Annotated in this window: 14 protein-coding genes and 1 tRNA gene; 9 read left to right on the forward strand and 6 right to left on the reverse strand. The window is 56.6% G+C overall.

Annotated elements, in window-relative coordinates:
- Positions 1 to 95: 95 nt before the first annotated feature.
- From sucB to CJ187_RS02700, 3 genes are all read right to left on the reverse strand, one after another.
- Positions 96 to 1,919, reverse strand: coding sequence for a 2-oxoglutarate dehydrogenase, E2 component, dihydrolipoamide succinyltransferase (gene sucB / locus CJ187_RS02690; RefSeq protein WP_102215865.1), 1,824 nt, complete (start codon positions 1,917 to 1,919; stop codon positions 96 to 98).
- A 33-nt stretch (positions 1,920 to 1,952) separates the two neighbouring features.
- Positions 1,953 to 3,329, reverse strand: coding sequence for a dihydrolipoyl dehydrogenase (gene lpdA, locus CJ187_RS02695; protein WP_102215864.1), 1,377 nt, complete (start codon positions 3,327 to 3,329; stop codon positions 1,953 to 1,955).
- 197 nt (positions 3,330 to 3,526) lie between these two features.
- The gene (locus CJ187_RS02700) at positions 3,527 to 4,993 is read right to left on the reverse strand and encodes a leucyl aminopeptidase (RefSeq protein WP_102215863.1); all 1,467 of its coding nucleotides are present in this window, start codon (positions 4,991 to 4,993) and stop codon (positions 3,527 to 3,529) included.
- Positions 4,994 to 5,099: 106 nt separating this feature from the next.
- On the opposite strand from CJ187_RS02700, the gene CJ187_RS02705 reads away from it, so the two are divergent.
- Positions 5,100 to 5,564 (forward strand): hypothetical protein, encoded by a 465-nt coding sequence (locus tag CJ187_RS02705; protein WP_102215862.1) that lies wholly within the window; start codon positions 5,100 to 5,102, stop codon positions 5,562 to 5,564.
- A gap of 146 nt (positions 5,565 to 5,710) precedes the next feature.
- On the opposite strand, the gene CJ187_RS02710 is transcribed toward CJ187_RS02705, so the two are convergent.
- Together CJ187_RS02710 and CJ187_RS02715 are read right to left on the reverse strand one after the other, a co-directional pair.
- Positions 5,711 to 6,169, reverse strand: coding sequence for a tRNA (cytidine(34)-2'-O)-methyltransferase (locus tag CJ187_RS02710; RefSeq protein WP_102215861.1), 459 nt, complete (start codon positions 6,167 to 6,169; stop codon positions 5,711 to 5,713).
- Positions 6,170 to 6,266: 97 nt separating this feature from the next.
- Complete coding sequence (locus tag CJ187_RS02715; RefSeq protein WP_102215860.1) at positions 6,267 to 6,800, reverse strand: YbhB/YbcL family Raf kinase inhibitor-like protein; 534 nt, start codon at positions 6,798 to 6,800, stop codon at positions 6,267 to 6,269.
- 831 nt (positions 6,801 to 7,631) lie between these two features.
- Here CJ187_RS02715 and CJ187_RS02720 point away from each other — a divergent pair.
- Genes CJ187_RS02720 through CJ187_RS02735 form a run of 4 tightly spaced genes read left to right on the forward strand, consistent with a single transcriptional unit; the run spans position 7,632 to position 16,372 of the window.
- Positions 7,632 to 9,377 carry a hypothetical protein gene (locus CJ187_RS02720; protein WP_146003045.1) on the forward strand — a complete coding sequence of 582 codons (1,746 nt, stop codon included), beginning with the start codon at positions 7,632 to 7,634 and terminating at the stop codon, positions 9,375 to 9,377.
- 21 nt (positions 9,378 to 9,398) lie between these two features.
- Positions 9,399 to 10,025 carry a thymidine kinase gene (locus tag CJ187_RS02725; protein WP_102215858.1) on the forward strand — a complete coding sequence of 209 codons (627 nt, stop codon included), beginning with the start codon at positions 9,399 to 9,401 and terminating at the stop codon, positions 10,023 to 10,025.
- On the forward strand, positions 10,022 to 13,198 hold the full coding sequence (locus CJ187_RS02730; RefSeq protein ID WP_284667842.1) for a DEAD/DEAH box helicase: 3,177 nt from the start codon (positions 10,022 to 10,024) through the stop codon (positions 13,196 to 13,198). Before CJ187_RS02725 ends, CJ187_RS02730 begins: the two co-directional genes overlap by 4 nt.
- Positions 13,199 to 13,243: 45 nt before the next feature.
- On the forward strand, positions 13,244 to 16,372 hold the full coding sequence (locus CJ187_RS02735) for an error-prone DNA polymerase (RefSeq protein WP_350223584.1): 3,129 nt from the start codon (positions 13,244 to 13,246) through the stop codon (positions 16,370 to 16,372).
- A 104-nt stretch (positions 16,373 to 16,476) separates the two neighbouring features.
- Here CJ187_RS02735 and CJ187_RS02740 read toward each other — a convergent pair whose 3' ends face one another.
- Complete coding sequence (locus tag CJ187_RS02740) at positions 16,477 to 17,133, reverse strand: HAD hydrolase-like protein (protein ID WP_102215855.1); 657 nt, start codon at positions 17,131 to 17,133, stop codon at positions 16,477 to 16,479.
- 104 nt (positions 17,134 to 17,237) lie between these two features.
- Here CJ187_RS02740 and CJ187_RS02745 point away from each other — a divergent pair.
- From CJ187_RS02745 to CJ187_RS02760, 4 genes are all read left to right on the forward strand, one after another.
- Positions 17,238 to 17,326: transfer RNA gene (locus tag CJ187_RS02745), tRNA-Leu, on the forward strand.
- Between the two features lie 229 nt (positions 17,327 to 17,555).
- Positions 17,556 to 18,245, forward strand: coding sequence for a DsbA family oxidoreductase (locus CJ187_RS02750; RefSeq protein WP_233187288.1), 690 nt, complete (start codon positions 17,556 to 17,558; stop codon positions 18,243 to 18,245).
- A gap of 45 nt (positions 18,246 to 18,290) precedes the next feature.
- A complete protein-coding gene (locus CJ187_RS02755; protein WP_158237698.1) occupies positions 18,291 to 19,331 on the forward strand; it encodes a GNAT family N-acetyltransferase in 1,041 nt (346 codons plus the stop codon).
- Between the two features lie 43 nt (positions 19,332 to 19,374).
- A complete protein-coding gene (locus tag CJ187_RS02760; protein WP_102215853.1) occupies positions 19,375 to 21,300 on the forward strand; it encodes a M3 family metallopeptidase in 1,926 nt (641 codons plus the stop codon).
- Positions 21,301 to 21,322: the final 22 nt, after the last annotated feature.

A 21,322-nucleotide genomic window follows, 5' to 3' on the forward strand; every position in this document is an offset into this window, starting at 1 on the left:
CAAGAAAAGCATAAGTTTGGGGCCCCAGATACCTCTGGAGCCCCAAACTGTCTATCGCAGTTAGCTGTGGCCTACAGGCCGAAGATAGTTATGGCTTACAGCCCAACTTCTGCTTCGAAGTCACCTTCTTCAAGGCGTTTCTTCACGGTCATGAGGTAGCGGGCTGCATCCGCACCATCCACCAACTGGTGGTCGTACGACAGTGCCAGGTACACCATTGACCGGATCCCAATCGTTTCGTTCCCCTCCACGTCTTTCACAACGACGGGGCGTTTAACGATTGTGCCCACCCCGAGGATGCCCACCTCAGGTGCGTTGAGCACCGGTGTATCGAACAGAGCGCCGCCGGAGCCCGTGTTCGTAATCGTGAACGTGGAGCCAGATAGCTCATCCGGACCGATCTTCGAATCACGCGTGCGGGCCGCCAGGTCGTTGATCGACTTCGCGATCCCCGAAATCGTCAAATCCCCAGCGTTCTTAATCACCGGCACCAGCAGGCCACGCGGCGTGTCAACTGCGATCCCAATGTTCTCGTAATCGTAGTACGTAACCTCTTTACCGTTGATGGACGCGTTGAGCTTCGGGTGCGCTTTCAGAGCTTCCGTTGCAGCCTTAACGAAGAACGGCAAGAACGTGAGTTTCGTACCCTCGCGCTCCATGAAACTCTTCTTCGCCCGAGCCCGCAGGTTCGCCACCCGGGTAACATCCACTTCCACCACAGTTGTGAGCTGCGCGGAGTTCTGCAAAGACTCGTGCATGCGGCGGGCAATGGTTTGCCGCAACCGCGTCATCTTCTCAGTCTTACCACGCAAAGTGGTGTCTTCCTCAATCTTGAACGAAGACTTCTTCGCCGCAGCCGGCGCGCTCGGAGCCTGTGCTGGAGTCTTCTGATCCGCCTTAGCAGCCTGCGCAGCTTTCAGCACGTCCTCACGGCGAATCCGACCGCCAATCCCCGTGCCCTCAACCGTTGACAGGTCCACGTTTTGCTCCCGCGCGAGCTTACGCACCAGTGGAGTCACATACGAACCCGTTGCCTTAGACGCCTTCGGTGCCTGCGGTTTCGCAGGGGTATCTTCCTTCGGTTTCGCGGGGGCCGCAGGTGCCTTCGGTGCCGCTGGAGCAGCGGGCGCTGGCTTCGACGGTGCCTTCGGAGCCGGTTTGGGCTCGGGCTTGGGCTCCGGTTTCGGTTCGGGCTTGGGCTTGGGCTCCGGTTTCGGTTCGGGCTTGGGCTCAGGTTTTGCCTCTTCCTTCGGCGCGCTCGAGCCTCCCTCACCGGGTTTGTTAGCCGAAATAATGGCCACTACCGTGCCCACATCCACGGTCTCATCTTCCTCAACCTCAATGCTCGCAAGGTATCCGGAAGCGGGGGAGGGCACTTCGGAATCCACTTTATCCGTCGCCACCTCCAGCAGAGCCTCGTCTTCTTCCACCGCGTCCCCAACGGACTTCAACCACGCGGAAACCGTACCTTCCGTAACGGACTCACCCAGGGCCGGCATCTTGATTTCAGTGGTCTCACCTAAGTCACCACCCGCCCCGCTCTGGTTAGAACCGCTTGCGTCCGAGGACGTTGAGGAATCAGCGGAGCCTTCCGAATCAGAATCCGCAGCAGGAGCCTGCTCTTCTTCCTGCGCAGGCTGTGCCTGCTCACCGGAATCCGACGAGTCATCGGACACTTCATCCGCGTCCCCAATCAGGCAGAGCTCGGTTCCAACCTCGACAGTTTCATCCTCCTCAACGAGAATCTTCGTGATAACACCCGCGACGGGGGAGGGAACTTCAGAATCAACCTTATCCGTGGCTACTTCGACGATGGGTTCGTCAACCTCTACGGTGTCACCGACAGATTTCAGCCAAGCGGAGACGGTACCTTCAGTAACCGACTCGCCTAAGGCTGGCATTGTTAGCGCTTGCGCCATTTTAAACTCCTCTTATTTCCTTCAGCGGGTGTTCTAGTTGTGTGAGTGCAACGGCTTGCCGGCCAACGCCAACGCCGCTTCACCAACGGACTCGTTCTGTGTCGGGTGGGCATGGATCAAAGAAGCGACATCCTCCGGGTACGCTTCCCAGTTGACCATCAACTGGCCTTCACCAACCTGCTCGCCCATGCGGGCACCGATCGCGTGGAAGCCAACGATAGGGCCGTCCTCAACGGCAACCAGCTTCACGAAACCGGTTGTGTTCAAGATCTGTGACTTACCGTTACCCGCCAAGTTGAACTCTGTGGAATGGACCTTGTCCTTACCGTACTGCTCCTGCGCCTGCTTCTCAGTTAGCCCCACAGATGCAATCTCGGGTTCTGTAAAGGTCACGCGGGGAATACCGCGTTCATCAATCTGCTGCGGGTTCTTCCCAGCGATTTCTTCAGCCACAAACACGCCTTGCGCGAACCCGCGGTGGGCAAGTTGCAAGCCGGGAACAATGTCCCCAACCGCGTAAATATTGCCCACCCCAGTGTGCAGACGCTCATTAGTAAGGACGAAACCACGATCCATCGGGATCCCAACTTCCTCGTACCCAAGGTTCATGGTCGCCGGCCCGCGTCCAATCGCGACGAGCAAGACGTCCCCGTCGTAAGTCTTCCCATCCTCAGTGGTCACAACCACGCCGTTGTCGTCTTGCTCAACGGACTTGAACATCGTCTTAGTTTTAAAAGTAATCTTGCGTTTACGGAATGCGCGTTCCAAATTCTTAGAGATCGCCTCGTCCTCATTTGGAACCAGGTGAGGCAACCCCTCAATGATCGTCACGTCCGCACCAAAAGAAGCCCAAACGGAAGCGAACTCCACACCGATCACGCCACCGCCAAGCACCACGACCTTGTTCGGCACCCAGTCCATCTGCAGCGCCTGCTCCGAAGTGATAACGCGACCTTCAATATCTAAACCGGGGATCGTCTTCGAGTACGACCCGGACGCAAGCACAATGTTCTTCCCCTTGTACTCTTTTCCGTCTACCGTGACGGTGTCTTGCGCAGTGAGGCGCCCCCATCCGGTCACTAGGTCAATCTTGCGGGACTTAACCAGCCCTTGCAGGCCCTTGTAGAGCTTACCGACCACTTCGTCGCGGTACTTGCCCACGCGTTCCATGTCAATACCCTGAAACTCAGAGTTAATCCCAAACACTTCCGACTGGTTAACCGTTTCCGCTACCTCGGCGGCGTGCAAATACGCCTTCGTCGGAATACAACCGCGGTGTAGGCACGTTCCGCCTAGCTTGTCACCTTCAACTAAAGCTACTTTCATGCCCAGCTGTGCGCCACGCAGGGCGGCCGCATAGCCACCCGAACCGGCGCCCAGAATGACCATGTCGTATAGTTCTTCACTCACGTGCTACTCTCCTTGCCATCGTGTTGGTTACACAAACCATGTAGGTCTATTGTCCCACTGTTTACAATCGAATGCGCCTTAACAGCACGGCATTTTCCGAAGTGCCGGTGACGCGCCGATACGCCAAGTGGGAGGTGCCGGCTCGGCAGACACCTCCCACCCATTGAAGCTACTATCTACTAAACGTTAGTAAACAGCTATTTAATGCGGCTTTCTACCCAGCTCACGAGCGTCAGTAATCCCATGCCGGTAGCGCCCTTATTGTTAGCCCCCCACGGGCTGTTTTCGTTGTACGAAGGCCCCGCTATGTCCACGTGTCCCCACGGTTTTTCGGCAACGAACTCTTGCAAAAAGATGCCCGCAACGAGCATGCCGCCCCACCGCGTTCCAGAGTTCTTCATGTCCGCCACATTCGACTTCAACGAATCCTTTAAATAACTTGGCAGCGGAGCGGGCCACATGGGTTCACCCACCTGGTTAGCGCTCGTCACGATCGCGTCGCGCACACTGTCACTGCCCATCACGCCCGCGGTCCGTTCCCCCAGACCCACCATCTGCGCACCGGTTAAAGTAGCGACGTCCACAATCGCTTCCGTTCCAGTTTCCGCCGCGAGCGCCAGCGCGTCGGCCATAACTAGTCGCCCTTCCGCATCCGTGTTGGTCGTTTCAACACTCATCCCGTTCCGAGCAATGAGCACGTCGGAGGGGCGTTGCGCGCCGCCACCCGGCATGTTTTCTGCAAGCGAGAGGTACGTGGTCACTCCGATTGGGGCGCCGAGTTTGGCAAGCGCAATCGTTGTGGCCAGCACGGTAGCCGCCCCGGTCATGTCAGATTTCATAGTTTCCATTGAACTAGAAGGCTTGAGGGACAGGCCGCCGGAGTCGAACGTGATACCTTTCCCAACGAAACTCACCTGGTGGGTTGCCCCCGGGTTGTAGGTGAGTTTCACGAGGCGGGGTGGGCGCACCGACCCCATGCCGACCGCGAGAATAGCACCGCAATTTTCTTGCGCAAGCCGGTGCTCATCCCACACTTCCATATCGATTTCCGTTCCTTCAATGAGGCGCTCCACCTCTTTCACGAAGGACTGCGGGTACAGGTCGTTCGGCGCGCAGTTAACGAGGTCCATCACGGTCGTCATCGCTTCGGCCAGCGTGGTGATCCGGTTCTGCACGGACTGCTGGTCAATGTCCTCAGGCACAATAATGGTAATTTCTTCCAAAGCCGCCCGAGTGGACTGGCGGTACTTCGTGTACTCGTAGGCACCTACGATCGCGCCGATACCAGCTTGAACAACGTCCTCTTGGTTCTCGTAATCACCGGCTAGGACCACGTGTTTGGCGCCCGTGTCGCGCACCCCGACCGCGCTGTAATGCCGGTGCGCTCCGGTGCCCACTACCTCAATCGCAGAATCGCGGTCGTATCCGCGAACAGACAGGGACTGCGCAGGGGTAGTGCCAACCATCGCGATATGGCGTGAATGTGAATCTAACGACGGTAAGAGAGTGCGGGAACACGCCGCGGTTTTCGCATCTAAATCAACCAGAGCCTGAGCCACGTCCTCAGACTTTAAAGAAATCTCTAACTCGGATCCAACGTACGCGACGAGCAGATCCGCGCTGATCTCTAACGGATTACCAGTAGAAAAATTAATCTTGACCATATGAACATGGTAACCACATGAACAGGGGGGCGGCACGCGTTCTATGCGGAGGTTAGGATAAAGGAAAGTGGCGAACCCTTTGGTGGATTAGAAGTTAGGGGTGGGGATGTCGAGAAATCTGGATAACGACCCGCAATACGTGAAGGACACGCGCGGAGCCTCGCACGGCCTGGGGCGGATCGTTATCGTCATTTTCTGGCTCATGGCCGCGTGGTCACTTTACGACGCCTTCTTGTTTTTAATGCGTAACCCCTCGGTACCACTGGGACCCCGTCTAGTAGGAATCGCGGTAGCAGTGGGGTACGTTGCTGCAGCCGCAGCGCTTACGCACAACGGTAAACGAATGCGGATCCTAGGATGGAGCGCCGTCGGGTTCGAACTAGTAGGGGTGCTGATGACGTCCCTCATGGAACTGGGGATCCCGCAAGCGCAACGGCAGTTAGGGATGTGGACCAGTTTCGGTGCGAACTACTATTTTGCACCGCTCATAGTGCCCGCTATTGGACTGCTCTGGTTGTGGTGGTCTAATCCGCGGCGAATAGTCGAAATCGCGGAACGCCTAGACAGTTAAACCCACTTTGGCAAAGTCTGTGACCCGTTGCGTTTAACGCCAGGTGCCGAAGATGCACATGCCTTCGAGAATCGCGGCACGTATGCTCGAAGTCTGCGCCCCGTACCTTTGAGGGGCGGCGCGTATCCCCGAGGGGTGGTGCGTATCTACACGCCACCGGGGAACCCGATTTGCCGCCACGCCTCATAAAGGCCAATAGAAGCGGAGTTAGCTAGGTTCAAAGAACGCGCTTTTGGATGCATTTGGATTCGCACTAGGCGCGTAATCCGCGGATCCTCCATAACCCACTGGGGTAATCCAGTGGGTTCGGGGCCAAACAGTAACGCATCCCCATCGTGGTACTGCACGTCCGTGTAATGCGTGCTCGTATGCCCTGTGAAAGCGTATACGTTACCGTCAATGTGCTCTAAAGCTTCGTCCAGTGTCTGGCACGTCTTAACGTGTGCCAGATCGTGATAATCCAACCCGGCTCGCTTTAACTTTGTGTCATCCATGTCGAATAATGGGTCAACTAGATAAAGCATGGAACCCGTGCAGGCGGAAAGTCGGATAGCCGCACCCGAGTTACCTGGAATTCGGGGTTCGAAAAAAATAACGTTCAGCACTCACCCCACTTTAGTCGCTGCCGTCCGATTGCCTAAACTCGGTACACGGAGCGATCTGTATCCACTATTTTTATAAGCGCAGTATTTTGTGGGCTCACTATTTTTGCTGGAACGTGAACGTCAACGACGCCCGCGCTAACGTGTGGAAAAGCGCGTTGAAAGACACAACGGTGGCAGTCACATCATCATCGAGTTCCAACGAGGGCGTATCTAGCGCATACACAGTGAACACGTACCGGTGCGGCCGATCTCCCTGCGGGGGAGCCGCGCCGTAGTAAGAGGCCTCACCACTGTCACCACGGATGTGAAACGCAGGCCCGTCCAATGTTAAATCAGACTCGCCAGCCCCCTCGGGCAATTCCGTAATACTAGCGGGAAGGTCTACGATCGCCCAGTGCCAAAAACCAGACAGAGTAGGGGCGTCTGGGTCAAAACAAGTGACGACAAACGATTCTGTTTCTGCGGGGAAACCGGACCATTTCAGCTGAGGGGAGTTAGACCCGCCTGCAGCCGTCATACTGGGTGGCATTACAGCCCCGTCCTCACCACTTGTGGACGTGAGGGTAAAAGTAGGAACGGGTGGTAGAGCTTCGTCAGGATGCGGTGCCTGCGGACGTGCGTTGAGATCCATGAGACTCCTTCTCTAACTGGTTACTGTCCTTTCCATCATCGCATGAAAAGCGCGGAATGTGGTAGAGGTAACTAAAACTCTGTAGGAGGAGTGGCTCACCTAGCCGACTGGTAGTGGTGGTAATTAGCAGCGGAATTAGACTTATCCACAGGGTTTGGGAGCGGTTTTTAAATGCGGGCAAGTGCGGTACAGTAATTCGAACAGGTGTTCGATAATCCTTGGGGGAGGAAGCGGAATATGGATGGAGCTACAAGCTGCTACTAACTCAGCGTCCAAACACGAATCAATGCCCACGCGGAACCCAGCGCTCACGCGTCTAGAAAGACTGCGGATAGCCCGAGAAAGCCTCGCGCAAGCGGAATCTAAAACAGGGGTATGCGCATCTAGTGCAGGAGGGGTTTGGCACATCGAAGAGGGGAACCAAGCTATTTTCGAAGCCTTAACCACTCTTAAAGCAGGCACTTGGATAGGTTTCCTCTGCTTCCCTAACGTGGGGTGGGTGCGGGCCCAGCAGATGGGAATAGACCTTGCGCGCACACTAGTGGTGCCTCAACTAGAAGAACTTGCCCCTGTTTTAGCAGCCTTAATAGACGGGGTAGACGCGGTTGTGTGCGGCCATGCAAATCTGTCGAGGAGACAGCAGCGAAACCTAGCGGGAAGAGTGCGAACGCGTGGGGTAACACTAATCACAGTGGATGTGTGGCCAGGTATTTCACGTCCGTGGAAACGCCCCACACAAGCACCTGTGTTGACCTTTCCTACCCTCCGGCACTCACCCGGTAGCAACAGATCTGCAAGTACCTACCTGCCTGGGCAAGAAAGGAAAGCGGTGTGATGGGTAACGCGGTTATAGCTTTAGTTTGGATACCTCAATGGCCCACCTGTTCCCTTGCTATCGACGTGCCCGCAGGATCCGCCGCCGTGATTAGTCGCGGCGGAAAAGTACTGCACGCAACCATCGCGGCAAAACGGGAAGGCGTACGCGAAGGTATGAAAATAACGCTGGCGCGACACCTATCCTCAAAACTTATTGAACTGGACTACGACCCAGCGCGAGACGCACGAACCTTTGACGTAATTTTAGACGCCCTAAACGCTGTAACCCCAATGCCAGTGGCTATCAGACCCGGAATCGCTTTCTTCAACGCCAAAGCCGCGTTGAAATACGGCACCACTGCCGAGCAACTACAAATCCAAACAATCAACGCGGTTGCAGACGCGGGGGCGGAAGCTTATATCGGATTAGGAACAGACCTGCTCCACGCCTGGGTGGCTGCCACAACGGGAAAAGAACCTACCGAGCAAACTATCGCGAACCTCCCATTGCGCTATTTACAGGGGCTCGCGCCAATCCAGAACCTAGTTAACAACCTCCACCCCCTGGGAATACACACCGTGGGGCAAGCTAAAACAGTGGGGTTGAGTGACATCGCTACCCGGTTCGGTTTAGAGGGCGTAACTTTGCAGCAACTACTGGAAACCACCGGTGCGAAGCAAGCTTGGAACTACCCGGCGAAAAATATTAAAACAGCAAACAATATAGAAGAACAAATAATTTTTGAATCACCAGTAACCGACGTGGCCCTCGCCGTAGGGCGGATACAACGCCTATCCATAAACCTGATCCGCAAACTAGTAGAACAGCAAGCGGCCCCACGCATAATCACCGCCACCGTAACCGTAACGGCTGAAGGGCAAACACAAGAATGTGAACGACACTGGGCGCTCCCAGATTTCCCCACACCCAGAGAAATAACAGACCGCGTGCGCTGGCAAATCCAAGGTTGGTTAGATGCCCTATCTCGAAAAAATGCTGCCCACCAAGCGGAATCACAAGAACCCTGGGGGTTTACCAACATTCACTTAACTGCTAGCGAACTAACTCCCATCGGGGAACAAACCCGTTCCCTGTGGGGACAACGATGTGCCTCAGACCAACGCGCCAGCCGAACCGCATTAAAACTACAAGCGCAAAACGGTGTAGAAACCGTGCAGCGCGTGCACGTAACCCAAGGGTATAACCCAGCTGAACGCATGCGGTACTACAACTGGGGAGAGCAAACCCCACAGGAACCCTGGGAAACCTGGCGGCTCCCAGACCAGTATGCCTACCACGGAAACTACCAGCCCACAGACCGGTGGGAAGGCCAAATCAACGGTGCCGCCCCCGCCACCGTGCTAGATACCCCCACCCCCGTGCAGGTATACGACGAAACTGAACAACCCGTATCCGTACGCGACGGCGGAAACATCACCGCAACCCCACGCACCATCACACTGGAGAAACCCTCCTTCCAAAACCCGCCTGGCACATTAGCCCAATCCTCGCTTGAGACACCGTCCCAACCCTCACTTGATACGCCATCTCAAAACCTAATTGGACCGCCGTTTCAAGCCCCGTTCCCCTCACCGAACAGGCATACCATCAAACGAGTGCGAGGTCCCTGGCCAATACTGGGACAGTGGTGGAGTGGAGAAGAACCTCAAGTTCTTCTGGCATTAGAATGTGAGAACATCCCAGCACTACTCGTCGGGTGGCGAGCTGGAGCATGGACCCTGCGGGCGGTATGGTTTTAAACCAGAAAGGGAAGGAAGGTCGTGGCAAAACTCTATTTCCGATACGGAGCCATGAACTCCGGAAAATCTACCGCACTGCTACAAGCCGCATACAACTACGAAGAACGCGGACAACGCGTAGCATTAGCAAAACCCTCCGTGGACTCCAAAGGAGACCACTACATCATCTCCAGACTCGGGGTGAAACGCGAAGTAGACCTACTCGTATCCGCCCACGACAACCTCCGCACCAGATTCCGCTCCCTAACCCAAGGGGAAGACCCCAACTCCCTAATGCCCAACATAAAAGTAAAACCCATCGCCGCCCTACTAGTAGACGAAGCCCAATTCTTCACCCCCAAACAAGTAGACGACATGTTCAAAATAGCGGTCCTCGACAACGTCCCCGTACTCTCATACGGAATCCGCACCGACTTCCGCACCACCGCATTCCCCGGCGCCCGCCGACTCCTCGAAATCGCCCACACCCTCGAAGAACTAAAAACCATCTGCCGATGCGGCCGCAAAGCAATCTTCAACGGACGCAGAGTCAACGGACACTTCATCTTCAGCGGAGAACAAGTAGCCATCGACGGCGTAAAAGTCACCTACGAATCCCTGTGCGGCGCCTGCTACCTAGCGGAATCCGGTGGCGTCCTAGAACCGTGAACAACCTCAAACAAACAATCGCCCAAGCCCGCGACCAAGACATCATCGGACTCGTCGGCCCCGCCACCTACGGGCAAGCCCTCCGCACCGTAGACCGCGGCGACGTGAAAACCCTCAACTACAACCACCAACAAACCCAAATAATCGCAAAAGTAAAAGGCGCCGGCGTAACCTACACCTGCTGGATAAGCCAAACCGGCCCACTCATCCGTGACCTAGACCTAACCTGCGCCTGCCGCACCCACACCTACTGCAAACACGCCACCGCCGCACTCCTACAAGCACAAAAACAACTCACCCGAACCCACCAACCCAACTGGCGTGCCACCCTCACCCCACTACTCGAACCCGACACACAAGGAACCCCACTCGCACTCGTCCTAACCACAGGCGAACAAATCCTAATCACCCCCAGAAGAACTGGGAAAACCCACAAATGGATAGCCAAACGCGCGTCCTGGGCAGACCTCACCTCCACCAAATGGGAATCAGTAACCCGCGGAATCAGACCCGACCACCTGAACATAATCCGCCGCATCTACCAACAAGCCCGCACCAGCTCCACATGGACCAGCCCCAACCACGTCACCCTCAACGCCCTCGGCGCACAAGCACTCGAACTCCTCAAAGAAGCACAAACCCAAGGCATCCAACTATTCACACAAACCCAAACCGAACTCGAACCCCTCACCATCACCAGCAACGGAGTCGACCTCCAACTCCAAACCACCACGCACGAACACGGCCTCAACCTCCTCGTGCGCATCCGCGAAAACCAGTTACCCATCAGTAAATACCGCATAATCGAAACCCACCCACCCCTCGTGCTATACGAAAACAAACTCACCCACGTCCGCACCGCCCCCCAATCCCTCCTCGACCTCGCCCGCGCACACAAACCCATCACCATCCCCAACCCCGACCTGCCCGACTTCTACCTCAACTACGCCCCCCGCCTCAAACAACTCCTAGACCAAGACAGCCAAGCAGTGCGCGGCCCCAAACTAAAAGGCATCGCCCGCTTCACCCCCGGACGCATCCAAATCAACTTCGAAGCCACCTACCAAGCAGGCAACCAAGAAATCCACCTAACCCCACAGCAAGTGCGCTCGCGGTTCCACTCCGACATCCAAACCTTCCGCCAGCAAATCCGGGATCTAGCGAACGAATTCCACCCCCTCCGAGCCACCGAAAAAACCCAGTACCTAGACCTAGCGGACCTGAACGCTTTCCTCCAATGGGCACCCGCGGCCAGTGCACAACGCGACTGGCTTACCTGGGAGATTGACGACCAACTGCGCGATATTGACGTTGTAGACCAACCGGTTGACTTCCACGCGCAAGTTTTGGACGCAGACGACCCAGACTGGTTCGAACTCAAAATAGCGGTGGACGTAGATGGAGAATCCGTGCCATACGGCGATATTTTGCAGGCCGTGGCCACAAACCGCACGTGGGTACGCACCCCATCGGGACGCTGGGCACAAATTGACCCAAACATAGTGCAGCGGATCCAACAACTCCTGCACGATCTTGGGCAAGAGCGCGATAACAAAACACACGTGCCCACCCACTCGCTGGGACTGTTGAAACTCCTAGAAGAATTAGACGTCAAAGTGGTGGGGGACAGCAGCTGGTACCAGAATATGCGCGCGCTCCTACTCGACGAAGAACCCAGCGCTAACAATAAGGCCTCGAAACCACCGGTTTCACAGCCAGCGAATGCGCAGCTGCGGGACTATCAACTCGGTGGCGTGCGCTGGTTGCAGCGCGTCACCACCCTCGGATTCGGAGCGATTCTAGCCGACGACATGGGACTTGGGAAAACCATGCAGCTACTGGCCATGATTCAAACCAAAAAAGACGAAGGGCAACTGAACCAAGGTGTGCTCGTGGTCGCCCCCACATCAGTGGTGAGCACTTGGCTAACGGAAACGCGGCGTTACTTCCCGAACTTGAAGGCAACGGCTGTGCCCGGCATGCAATCGCGCAGAGCACACGCGCTGACCACGCTGCTTGACGACACCGATATCCTCATTACCTCGTGGGCACTACTGCGGCTCGAAGCCACGCAATATGAGGAACTGGAGTTGGACGGTGCCATATTCGATGAGGCGCAAGCAATAAAGAACCCCTCGACAAACGGGCATAAGGCGGCTCGCAGCCTCAAAGCCCCGTGGAAAGTGGCGGTCACCGGCACGCCGGTCGAGAATACGGTGCGTGACCTGTGGTCTTTAATGCGAGTGGTGAACCCGCCGCTCCTGCCCGGATTGTCAGCGTTCAACGAGCAGTATCGTCGGCCGATTGAAATTGATGAAAATCCGCAGGCACTGACTCAACTACGTGGGCTCACCAGCCCGTTCATACTGCGGCGCACAAAAGAACAGGTGGCGCGCGAGCTACCCGAAAAGATTGAACAAACCCTCGCGGTAGAGTTGGACGGCCCCCACCGGGAAGTGTACGAGCGGGCCCTCATGAAAGAACGCAAACGTATTCTGGGCCTTGAAGGCGACGAGTCCAGTGCAGCGGATATCCTCGCGGCCCTAACCCGGTTGCGGCTGCTGGCTTTGGACCCGACTATGGTTCCACTGGAGGCGGAGCAGGATAGCGGCGACACTGATGGTAAGTCGGCAGACAAAAACGCGTCGCGAGCACAGCGAGTAGAACAATCCGCGTCGGCTAAAACCCGGTTGTTGCTATCGCACGTTGAAGAACTGGTGGCCAGTGGCCACAGCGTGCTCGTTTTTTCGCAGTTCACGCGGTATTTGCAAAAGATCCGGGAGCAATTGGAACGAAAAGATATTGCTGCGGCTTACCTAGATGGGCACACGCGCCACCGTGACCAAGTAATAAAAAGTTTCACGTCTGGGCAAAAACACGTTTTCCTCATCTCGCTGAGGGCCGGTGGTACCGGGCTTACGCTCACGCAAGCGGACTACGTGTACCTGATGGACCCGTGGTGGAATCCAGCGGTTGAACAGCAGGCGATCGACCGAGCCCACCGCATCGGGCAGACGAAAACGGTGAATGTGTACCGGTTGGCGAGCGCTGACACGATTGAAGAAAAAGTGCTTGCCCTACAGGAACATAAGCGGAAAGTGACCAGTCAGGTCCTCAGCGATGCGTTGCCCACGTTGACGCGTGAGGACTTGCGGGAGCTGCTGCAGATTTAATCACAGACACTCCCGTTTCGAACAAGTGTTCGATACAATGTGGGGGTGTCTTACGCTGAACTGCACGCGCACAGCGCTTATTCGTTTCTGCATGGGGCGGACATGCCCAGCCGCATGGTGGAGCGTGCGCAGCAATTGGGGCTAAGTGGAATCGCGGTGTTGGACTACGACGGCATGTACTCCACAATGCAGACTAATACGGCGGCCAGGCAGGTGGGTATACCGGTGGTGCAGGGCACGGAGATCCGTTTGGATTCCCAAACTCACCTGCCCATTTTGGCTCGTAACGTGCGTGGTTACGAAGACTTGTGTGCAGCTATTTCGCATTTTCAGCTTGCGGCTGGGCAGAAAACAGATTCTATTTTTTCGCTTGAGGAACTAGCAGCTCATTCGCATGGGAACTGGACTGTGCTCACGGGCACGAACCATTCTTTAGTGTGGCGAGCGTTAAAAGAAACTGGGATGGCAGGTGCTGTTCGGGCGGTGGAGCATTTGCGGGAGTTGTTTGGGCACGTGTGTGTTGAGTCGGCTCTGAAAAGTCCGGCGCAGTGGGAGGATGCGCAAGTGCTCCACGAGTTAGCAGCTAAAACGGGGGCGACGCTGGTGGCCACCGGTGCTGCCCGGGCAGCTGGCCCGGAATCTGTGCGCCGCGCACACGTGTTGCGTGCAATCCAGTTGGGGGGTTCGCTTTCGCAGGTGCAACCGTACTTGGAGGCGTACCCACCGATCTTGCGCAGTGAGAACCAGATGCTGCAAATCCACCGCCACTACCCTCAGGCCGTGTGGAATGCGGCGGAAATAGCGGAAGAATTGGCTTTTGATGTGCGTTTACTAGCCCCGCAATTACCGCGCGCGCAGGTGCCTGCGGGGTATTCGGAGGAAACTTGGTTGCGCCAGTGTGTTGAGGTTCAGGGGCGGAAGAAGTATGGGACCCGCACGCAGGCTCCGCAGGCGTGGGCGCTGCTCGATAAGGAACTGGGACTGATCTGCAGTTTGAACTTCGCGGGATATTTTCTGATTGTGAAAGAGATTGTGGATTATTGTGCGCAGAACAATATTTTGTGCCAGGGACGGGGGTCGGCTGCTAACTCGGCGGTGTGTTACGCGTTGGGGATCACCGCGGTGGATGCGGTGCGGCACAAGATGATGTTTGAACGGTTCATTTCACCGGGCCGCTCGTCCCCTCCGGATATTGACTTGGATATTGAAGCGCAGGCGCGTGAACGGGTGATTCAACACGTGTATGACAAATACGGGCGTGAATGCGCAGCGCAGGTGGCGAACGTGATCACGTACCGCAGGAAGTCAGCGGTTCGAGACGTGGTGAAGGCATTTGGGTATTCAGAGGATGTGGCGCGAACGTGGTCTGCGGATCTGGATGTGAAAGCGGATAAGAACGTGATGGAGATGGCGCAAAGCGTGCGGGGGTTGCCGCGGCACATGGGGATTCATCCTGGTGGAATGGTGCTGACCCGCAGCCCGGTTTCGCGCACCTGCCCGATTACGTGGGCGACGAAACCGGGGCGGACTGTACTGCAGTGGGATAAGGAGGACTGTGAAGCGGCGGGTTTAGTGAAGTTTGACCTGCTGGGGTTGGGCATGTTGGGGGCGTTGCGGCGCATGTACGACGCGTTATCGAACGCGGGGTACCAGTGGCGGGGAAAACCGTATTCGTTGCATAACATGCCGCAGGAGGATCCGAAAGTGTACGACCTGCTGTGTAATGCGGACACGGTGGGAGTGTTCCAAGTGGAGTCGCGCGCACAGATGAACACGTTACCGCGGCTGCGGCCCCGCTGTTTTTACGACATTGTGATTGAGGTGGCTTTGATTCGGCCCGGTCCGATTCAAGGGCAGGCGGTGAACCCGTATTTGCGTAGGCGCGCGGGGGAGGAGCCGGTTACGTATCCGCATCCGATTTTGAAGCCGGTGCTAGCGAAAACCCTTGGGGTGGCGCTGTTTCAAGAACAGATGATGCAGTTGGCGGTGGTTGGAGCCGGGTTCACGCCGGCGCAGGCCGATCAGCTACGCAAAGCGATGGGGTCGAAGCATCATGCGCAGCGGATGGAGTCACTGCGTCCACTGTTGTTCGCGGGGCTGGCGAAAAATGGGATTACCGGTGTAGCTGCCGACCAGATTTACGAGAGTTTGCAAGGGTTTTCAGAGTTCGGGTTCCCGGAGTCGCACTCGTTTTCGTTTGCCTATATTGTTTACGCTTCCGCTTGGTTGAAAGTGCATTTTCCTGAGGAGTTTTACGCCGCAATTCTAGCTAGCCAACCGATGGGTTTTTACTCACCGGCTTCGCTCGTGCAAGACGCACGTGCGCACGGAGTGCGGGTGGAACGCGCGGACGTGAACTACTCCCACTTTCACGCGAGCGTAGAGCAAGTGGATGCAAAACAGGCTTGTTTGCAGAAAGGTGGGGCGAAGCAAGGGCGCGGGAGGAAGCGGATTGCACCGGTGGAACCCGATGAGTCTAAGGTCGTGCGGTTGGGTTTGGATTCAATTAGGGGAGTGGATGAAGTGGTGGCGGACCGGATTGTTCAAGCCCGTGGGGACGCGGCTTTTACGTCTTTGACGGATCTGGCTCACCGCGCCGGCCTGTCCAGTGGGGACGTGCAGCGGTTAGCGCATGCGGGGGCCTTAACCAGTTTGGGAGTATCGCGCCGAGCAGGGTTGTGGAATGCGCAGCTCGTGGCCAGCAGTGCGCAGCAACTGACACTGCCGATCGACTGGGAGTTAAAGCGTGACTTACCTGCGATGAGCCCAACCCAAGCAGTAGTTGAAGACTACCTGTCGACCGGGCTTAGCGTTGACGCGCACCCCATGCAGCTAGTGCGCAGCCAGTTGCAGTCACAAAACATCCTCACGTGCCAAGAAGCTAAAACCCAACCTGACGGTAAACGCGTGAAAACCGCGGGGGTAGTGACGCACAGGCAGCGTCCACAAACAGCCGGGGGCGTAGTGTTCTTGTCGCTGGAGGACGAAACTGGGTTAGTTAACGTAGTGTGCCAACGGAACCTGTGGGAACGCTACCGCAAAGTAGCGCTCACCAGCCGGGCACTAATAGTTCGCGGAATGCTTGAAACCGATCGGGGCGCACACGTGTTCGTAGCCGACCAATTGCTCACCTGCCCCATCCCCGTGTCCGGACGCTCCCGCGACTTCCGCTAACGAAGGTGCAGCGCCGTGAAACGTCCGCTAACACGGGCACGGCCACCTGCAATATAGCGAGTCGAACGCAGCGCCATGAGGGAACCCACAATGAGCGAGCGGACCTACTTGTCGAGTGTCAGCAGCAGCCGCGTTAACTCCTCAGGGGAATTAACCACGTGGTTGGCTTTCGCGAACTCATCCGGGGACGTGCCAGACCACGTGACCCCAATGGTGTCCAAACCGCACGCATTCCCACCTTCAATATCGTAAAAACGATCCCCAATCATAGCTTTCGTGGAATCATCCACATCCACGCCCGCATCCCGCAGGCGACGCAAAGCTAACTCAATGACAGACGCCTTAGTGTGATCCGCCGAATCCACCTGCGATCCTGCGAGCACTCGGAAAAAGTGGGTAATCCCATATCGGGCAATAATCGGGTTCGCAATCCGCTCCATCTTCGACGTTGCTGTCGCCATCACCACCCCCGCGTGCGCAAGAGCCTCAAGCATAGGAACGACGCCAGCGAAAAGGGGCGCGTCAAACATAACTTCCTGGTAGTGCTTACGGTAGGTTGCAATCGCAGGCTCAATCTCAGCGGGCGCGAGGCCAGCAAAATCACTGAAACTAGACGCCAACGGTGGCCCCACCCAGCGGCGCAACTGCTCCTGTGTCTGCAACGGCAACCCCAATTGCGCGAGCGTAGCATTCACACTATCGGTAATCACCTGCGCCGAATCGGACAGCGTGCCATCAACATCAAAGAGTGCAATCAGCATGTTCTTCCTACTCTAAAGGCCAGCGCCAAGCGATTGGCGTATCCACATCTCACCATGCTAGAGTTTCACTCGTCGCTTTTGAGTGCAAACTCGAATGTTACCCAGCGCGGGTGGCGGAATAGGTAGACGCGCTAGCTTGAGGTGCTAGTTCCTAATTTAAACGGGAGTGGGGGTTCAAGTCCCCCTCCGCGCACAGCAACAACCCCGGGAAACCGGGGTTTTCGCATACTCGCACACGAAACTATGCCGCGCCCGTGGGGAAACGAAAGTGCATAGCGACCGCAGTTAAAGGCAACTGGGTCGCGATACTGGTGAAATGAAACAACAGCAAGATGGGCTAAAGCTGGTGCAAAGGTGAATCCAAGCAGGTCGCAGCGCGGACTCCCTGCACATTTGCGAAGCAAACACGTAAAGTTGAGACCATGATGCATATCGATATCTGGTCTGACATAGCTTGCCCCTGGTCCTACCTTGGAGTTCGGCACATGCGTCAGGCACTGCGCGACTTTGAACATCGGGACAACGTCCGACTCACCCTACACGCATATTTACTGCGCCCAGAACTAGAGAAAACCACGGATAAAACCGCGCTCGAATACCTCGCGGAAAACAAAGATATGACACGCGAAGAAGTGCAAGAAGCCCTCGAATCAGTTACGAAACTAGGAAGTGAAGAAGGTTTGCACTTCGATTGGGACCGCGTGCGCATCGCGCCCACCACCAGTGCGCACCGCCTCGTGTTCCTGGCGCGCGAACTTGACCTTGAAAACGACACCACTATCGGCCCGGACACGATGGAGCTAAAAGTTAACGAAGCTCTACAGCGCGCCTACTTCGAAATGGGAGCGGACATCAGCCACCCGGAAACCCTCATTTCCATTGTGCAAGACTTCAACATTGACGGCAAACGCGTGCTTGAAGCACTTGAAAGCCCCGACACGGGTACACAAGTGTTCTCGGACTTCCAAGTTGGCGTGCAGATCGGGGTTAACTCCGTTCCCACGTTCGTGTTCAACAGCCAGTTCGTTGTCGCCCAGTCACTACCCGCAAAAGCGTATGCGAACGCGCTCGAAACCGCGTGGGAATCCGCAGCGCAGAAACAGGATCGCTAGACCGGGGAACCGAGCGGCATCAATATTATGAGTGGGAGGAAGCCAATGAAACTAGTTCTGCGTACCGCCACCGAAGCGGACGTGCCCAGCATCACCGCAGCTTGCCAGGACGAAGCGATTCAACGCTACACCTCGGTCCCCAAGCCGTTCACCACAGAGGATGCGCAAGCGTTTGTGAAAATGAGTCAAGACAGTGTGTCTCCGCAGTGCCATCCGATTGTGGAAAATGAGCGCGGACACCTTATCGGCACGCTCGGTGCCACCAACTACGATCCCGTTCAAAAAAGCATTGAGATTGGGTACTGGACAGCCCGCGCCCACCGCGGACAAGGCCTAATTAAACAGGCGTGCCAGCAACTGATCGACACCCTGTTCGCGGACTTCGACGTCCAGATTATTCGCTGGTATGCGAAGGCTGGTAACTGGGACTCATGGTACGTGGCCCGCGCCCTCGGGTTCATTTTTGAGGGAACCCAGCGGCGAATAGAAAATGGTGAAGTAGTCGAATACTGGTGCGCTTCCCTGCTAAAAGGCCAAGACACACCACTCGATGCGAAAGATGCACCGGCGCGTTTCCACTTGGCATCGAGCCAGCAAAAACCTCAAGAAAAAGAACTGGATCCAAGACGCCCACTGGAACTCGTACGACAATTCCATGAGGTATACGGGCTGCCCATAAAACTAGGGGAGCAGCCCACTGCGGATTTTGAACGCGTGCACATGCGGATGGGGCTCGTTGGGGAAGAATACGCCGAACTCGTGGGAGCTGTGTACGGGCCGCGGGCTAGGCAGGAAATTGAAACTGCGCAAGAGCAATTGCGGGAGTTAGACGACCAGGAACGCGACGTGATTGAAACCGCGGACGCGTTAGCTGACCTCGTGTACGTGCTTTACGGCATGGGACTCGAAGCGGGGATCGACCTGGATCGCGTGCTCGAACAAGTGCAAGCTTCGAACTTGTCGAAACTTGGGGCGGATGGCAAGCCGATTTACCGTGGAGACGGGAAAGTACTCAAAGGCCCCGGCTTCTTCAACCCAGATATCGCCCGCGCCCTACAAGTATCATCATCAACAACGGAAAACTGAAGGAACAGAATCTAGAAGTAACGCGAAAAACAGGGGGATACACATGAATACTGTGGAACAACTACTACCCGATTTCACCAAACTAGACGCAGACCAAGTACGCGAGCAAGTGTTTGCCGCAATCGAAACCTACGAGCAGGCCATCACCCAGCTGGAGGCCGCGGAACCAACCGTCGCGGACTTCCTGGTGCCGTTCGATGAAGCAACCGGGGAATACGACCGGGTGCTCGGCGTGGCTTTCACAGCTATAAGTTCCATCGGGGGCCCGCAGTGGAACCAGTTGGAATCTGACCTCAACGAACCCCTTACCAAACTGGGGTTGCGGATTGACACGTCCGACGCGCTCTACGAGCGTTTCAAAACCCTGGCGCAACAAGACTTGGATGAAGAAAGTGCGCACTACGTACAGACAGAATTGAAAGATTTTGAGGTCGGTGGAATCACCCTGAGTGAACCCGATCGGGCGCAGCTTGAACAGCTGGACCTAAAAATTGCGGACCTGACAACCGAGTACTCGCAGCGCGTCAAAAACATGCTTACCAAGCCCGCGGTTGTAGACGGGCAAGAATATCCCCTCAATAACTTCACGATGCCCCTCACGCTCGTGCAGGTGCCACAAGCGGGTGTGCGCGCGCAAATTCTAGAAGCATCGACCTCGCGCGGGTGGGGCTCAGACCCCGCCACCGACACGCGCGGCCTAGTTCAGCAAATAACGCAGCTACGCGATACGCGTGCGAAACTCCTCGGATTCGACTCGCACGCCGACCTCGTTCTCGAAACGGAAACCGCAACATCCACCACGGCGGTGCGTGACCTCCTGCAAATGGTTGGCACCCAGGCCCTCAAACGCGTAGAAGAAGAGGCCCAAACGCTGCAGGCAGACGCGCAAGCGGACGGGCTTGAAGAACTGCGGGCAAGCGACTGGCCATACTACGAACAACGCCGTAAACACCACGAACTCGGGTTATCAGACGAAGCTCTGAGCCCCTACCTAGAACTGTGGCACGTATTAGAAAAAGGCGTGTTCTACGCCGCCCAAAAACTATACGGAATCACGCTGGTACACCGCCCAGACCTGACAGGTATCGACGATTCCTCGCGCGTATACGAAGTGAGCCGTGAGGACGGCCAGCCCCTGGGGCTCTTCATCGCCGACCCCTACACGCGCGACGGTAAAAGCGGTGGGGCGTGGATGAACGAACTGGTAACCGGATACGCCGGCAACAACTACCAATCCATCATCATTAACTGCGCGAACTTCACCCCGCCTGAACCCGGGCACGAAAAACACCTGGTGTGGGACGAGGTAGAGACCTGCTTCCACGAGTTCGGACACGCGCTCCACGGCTTCCTCTCCCGAACCCGCTACCACGGGACCGGCGGCACCAACGTACCTCGGGACTTCGTGGAATTCCCCAGCCAGCTGAACGAAATGTGGGCATTCAACCCAAGTGTGATAGCGTCCTACGCCCGCAATAAAGACGGCGAAGTACTGCCCGAGGAGCTGCGCGTAAAGCTGGCTGCATCAAAATCGTTCGGACAACCTTACTCCACAGCGGAATACTGCGCGGCCGCACTACTGGACCAGTACTGGTACTCGCGTGAACGCGACCGCGGGCCCGCAGACGTGGGCGACTACGAGCAGTGGGCACTGCAACAGGCGGGGATGAACCACCCGCTGGTACCACCGCGGTACCGCACCACGTATTTCCCCCACGCGTTCACGGTCGGATACGACGCCGGATACTACTCGTACATGTGGTCGGAAATGCTGGTTGGTGAAGTGGAGCAATGGTTCGCCGCACATGAGCACACCAGTGGTGACGGTGGGTTGAACCGTGAGGCGGGGCAGCAGCTGGAACGCGCAGTGCTTTCGCGTGGCAACAGCCGCGAACCCATGGATTCGTTCCGGGCGCTGCTTGGGCGCGACCCGCGTCCAGAGGCGGTAGTGCAACGCCGCGGCCTCTAAACACTAGTTGCGGCATCATAGT

Origin of the sequence: Gleimia hominis (genome assembly GCF_002871945.2) — a bacterium.
Lineage (GTDB): Bacteria > Actinomycetota > Actinomycetes > Actinomycetales > Actinomycetaceae > Gleimia > Gleimia hominis_A.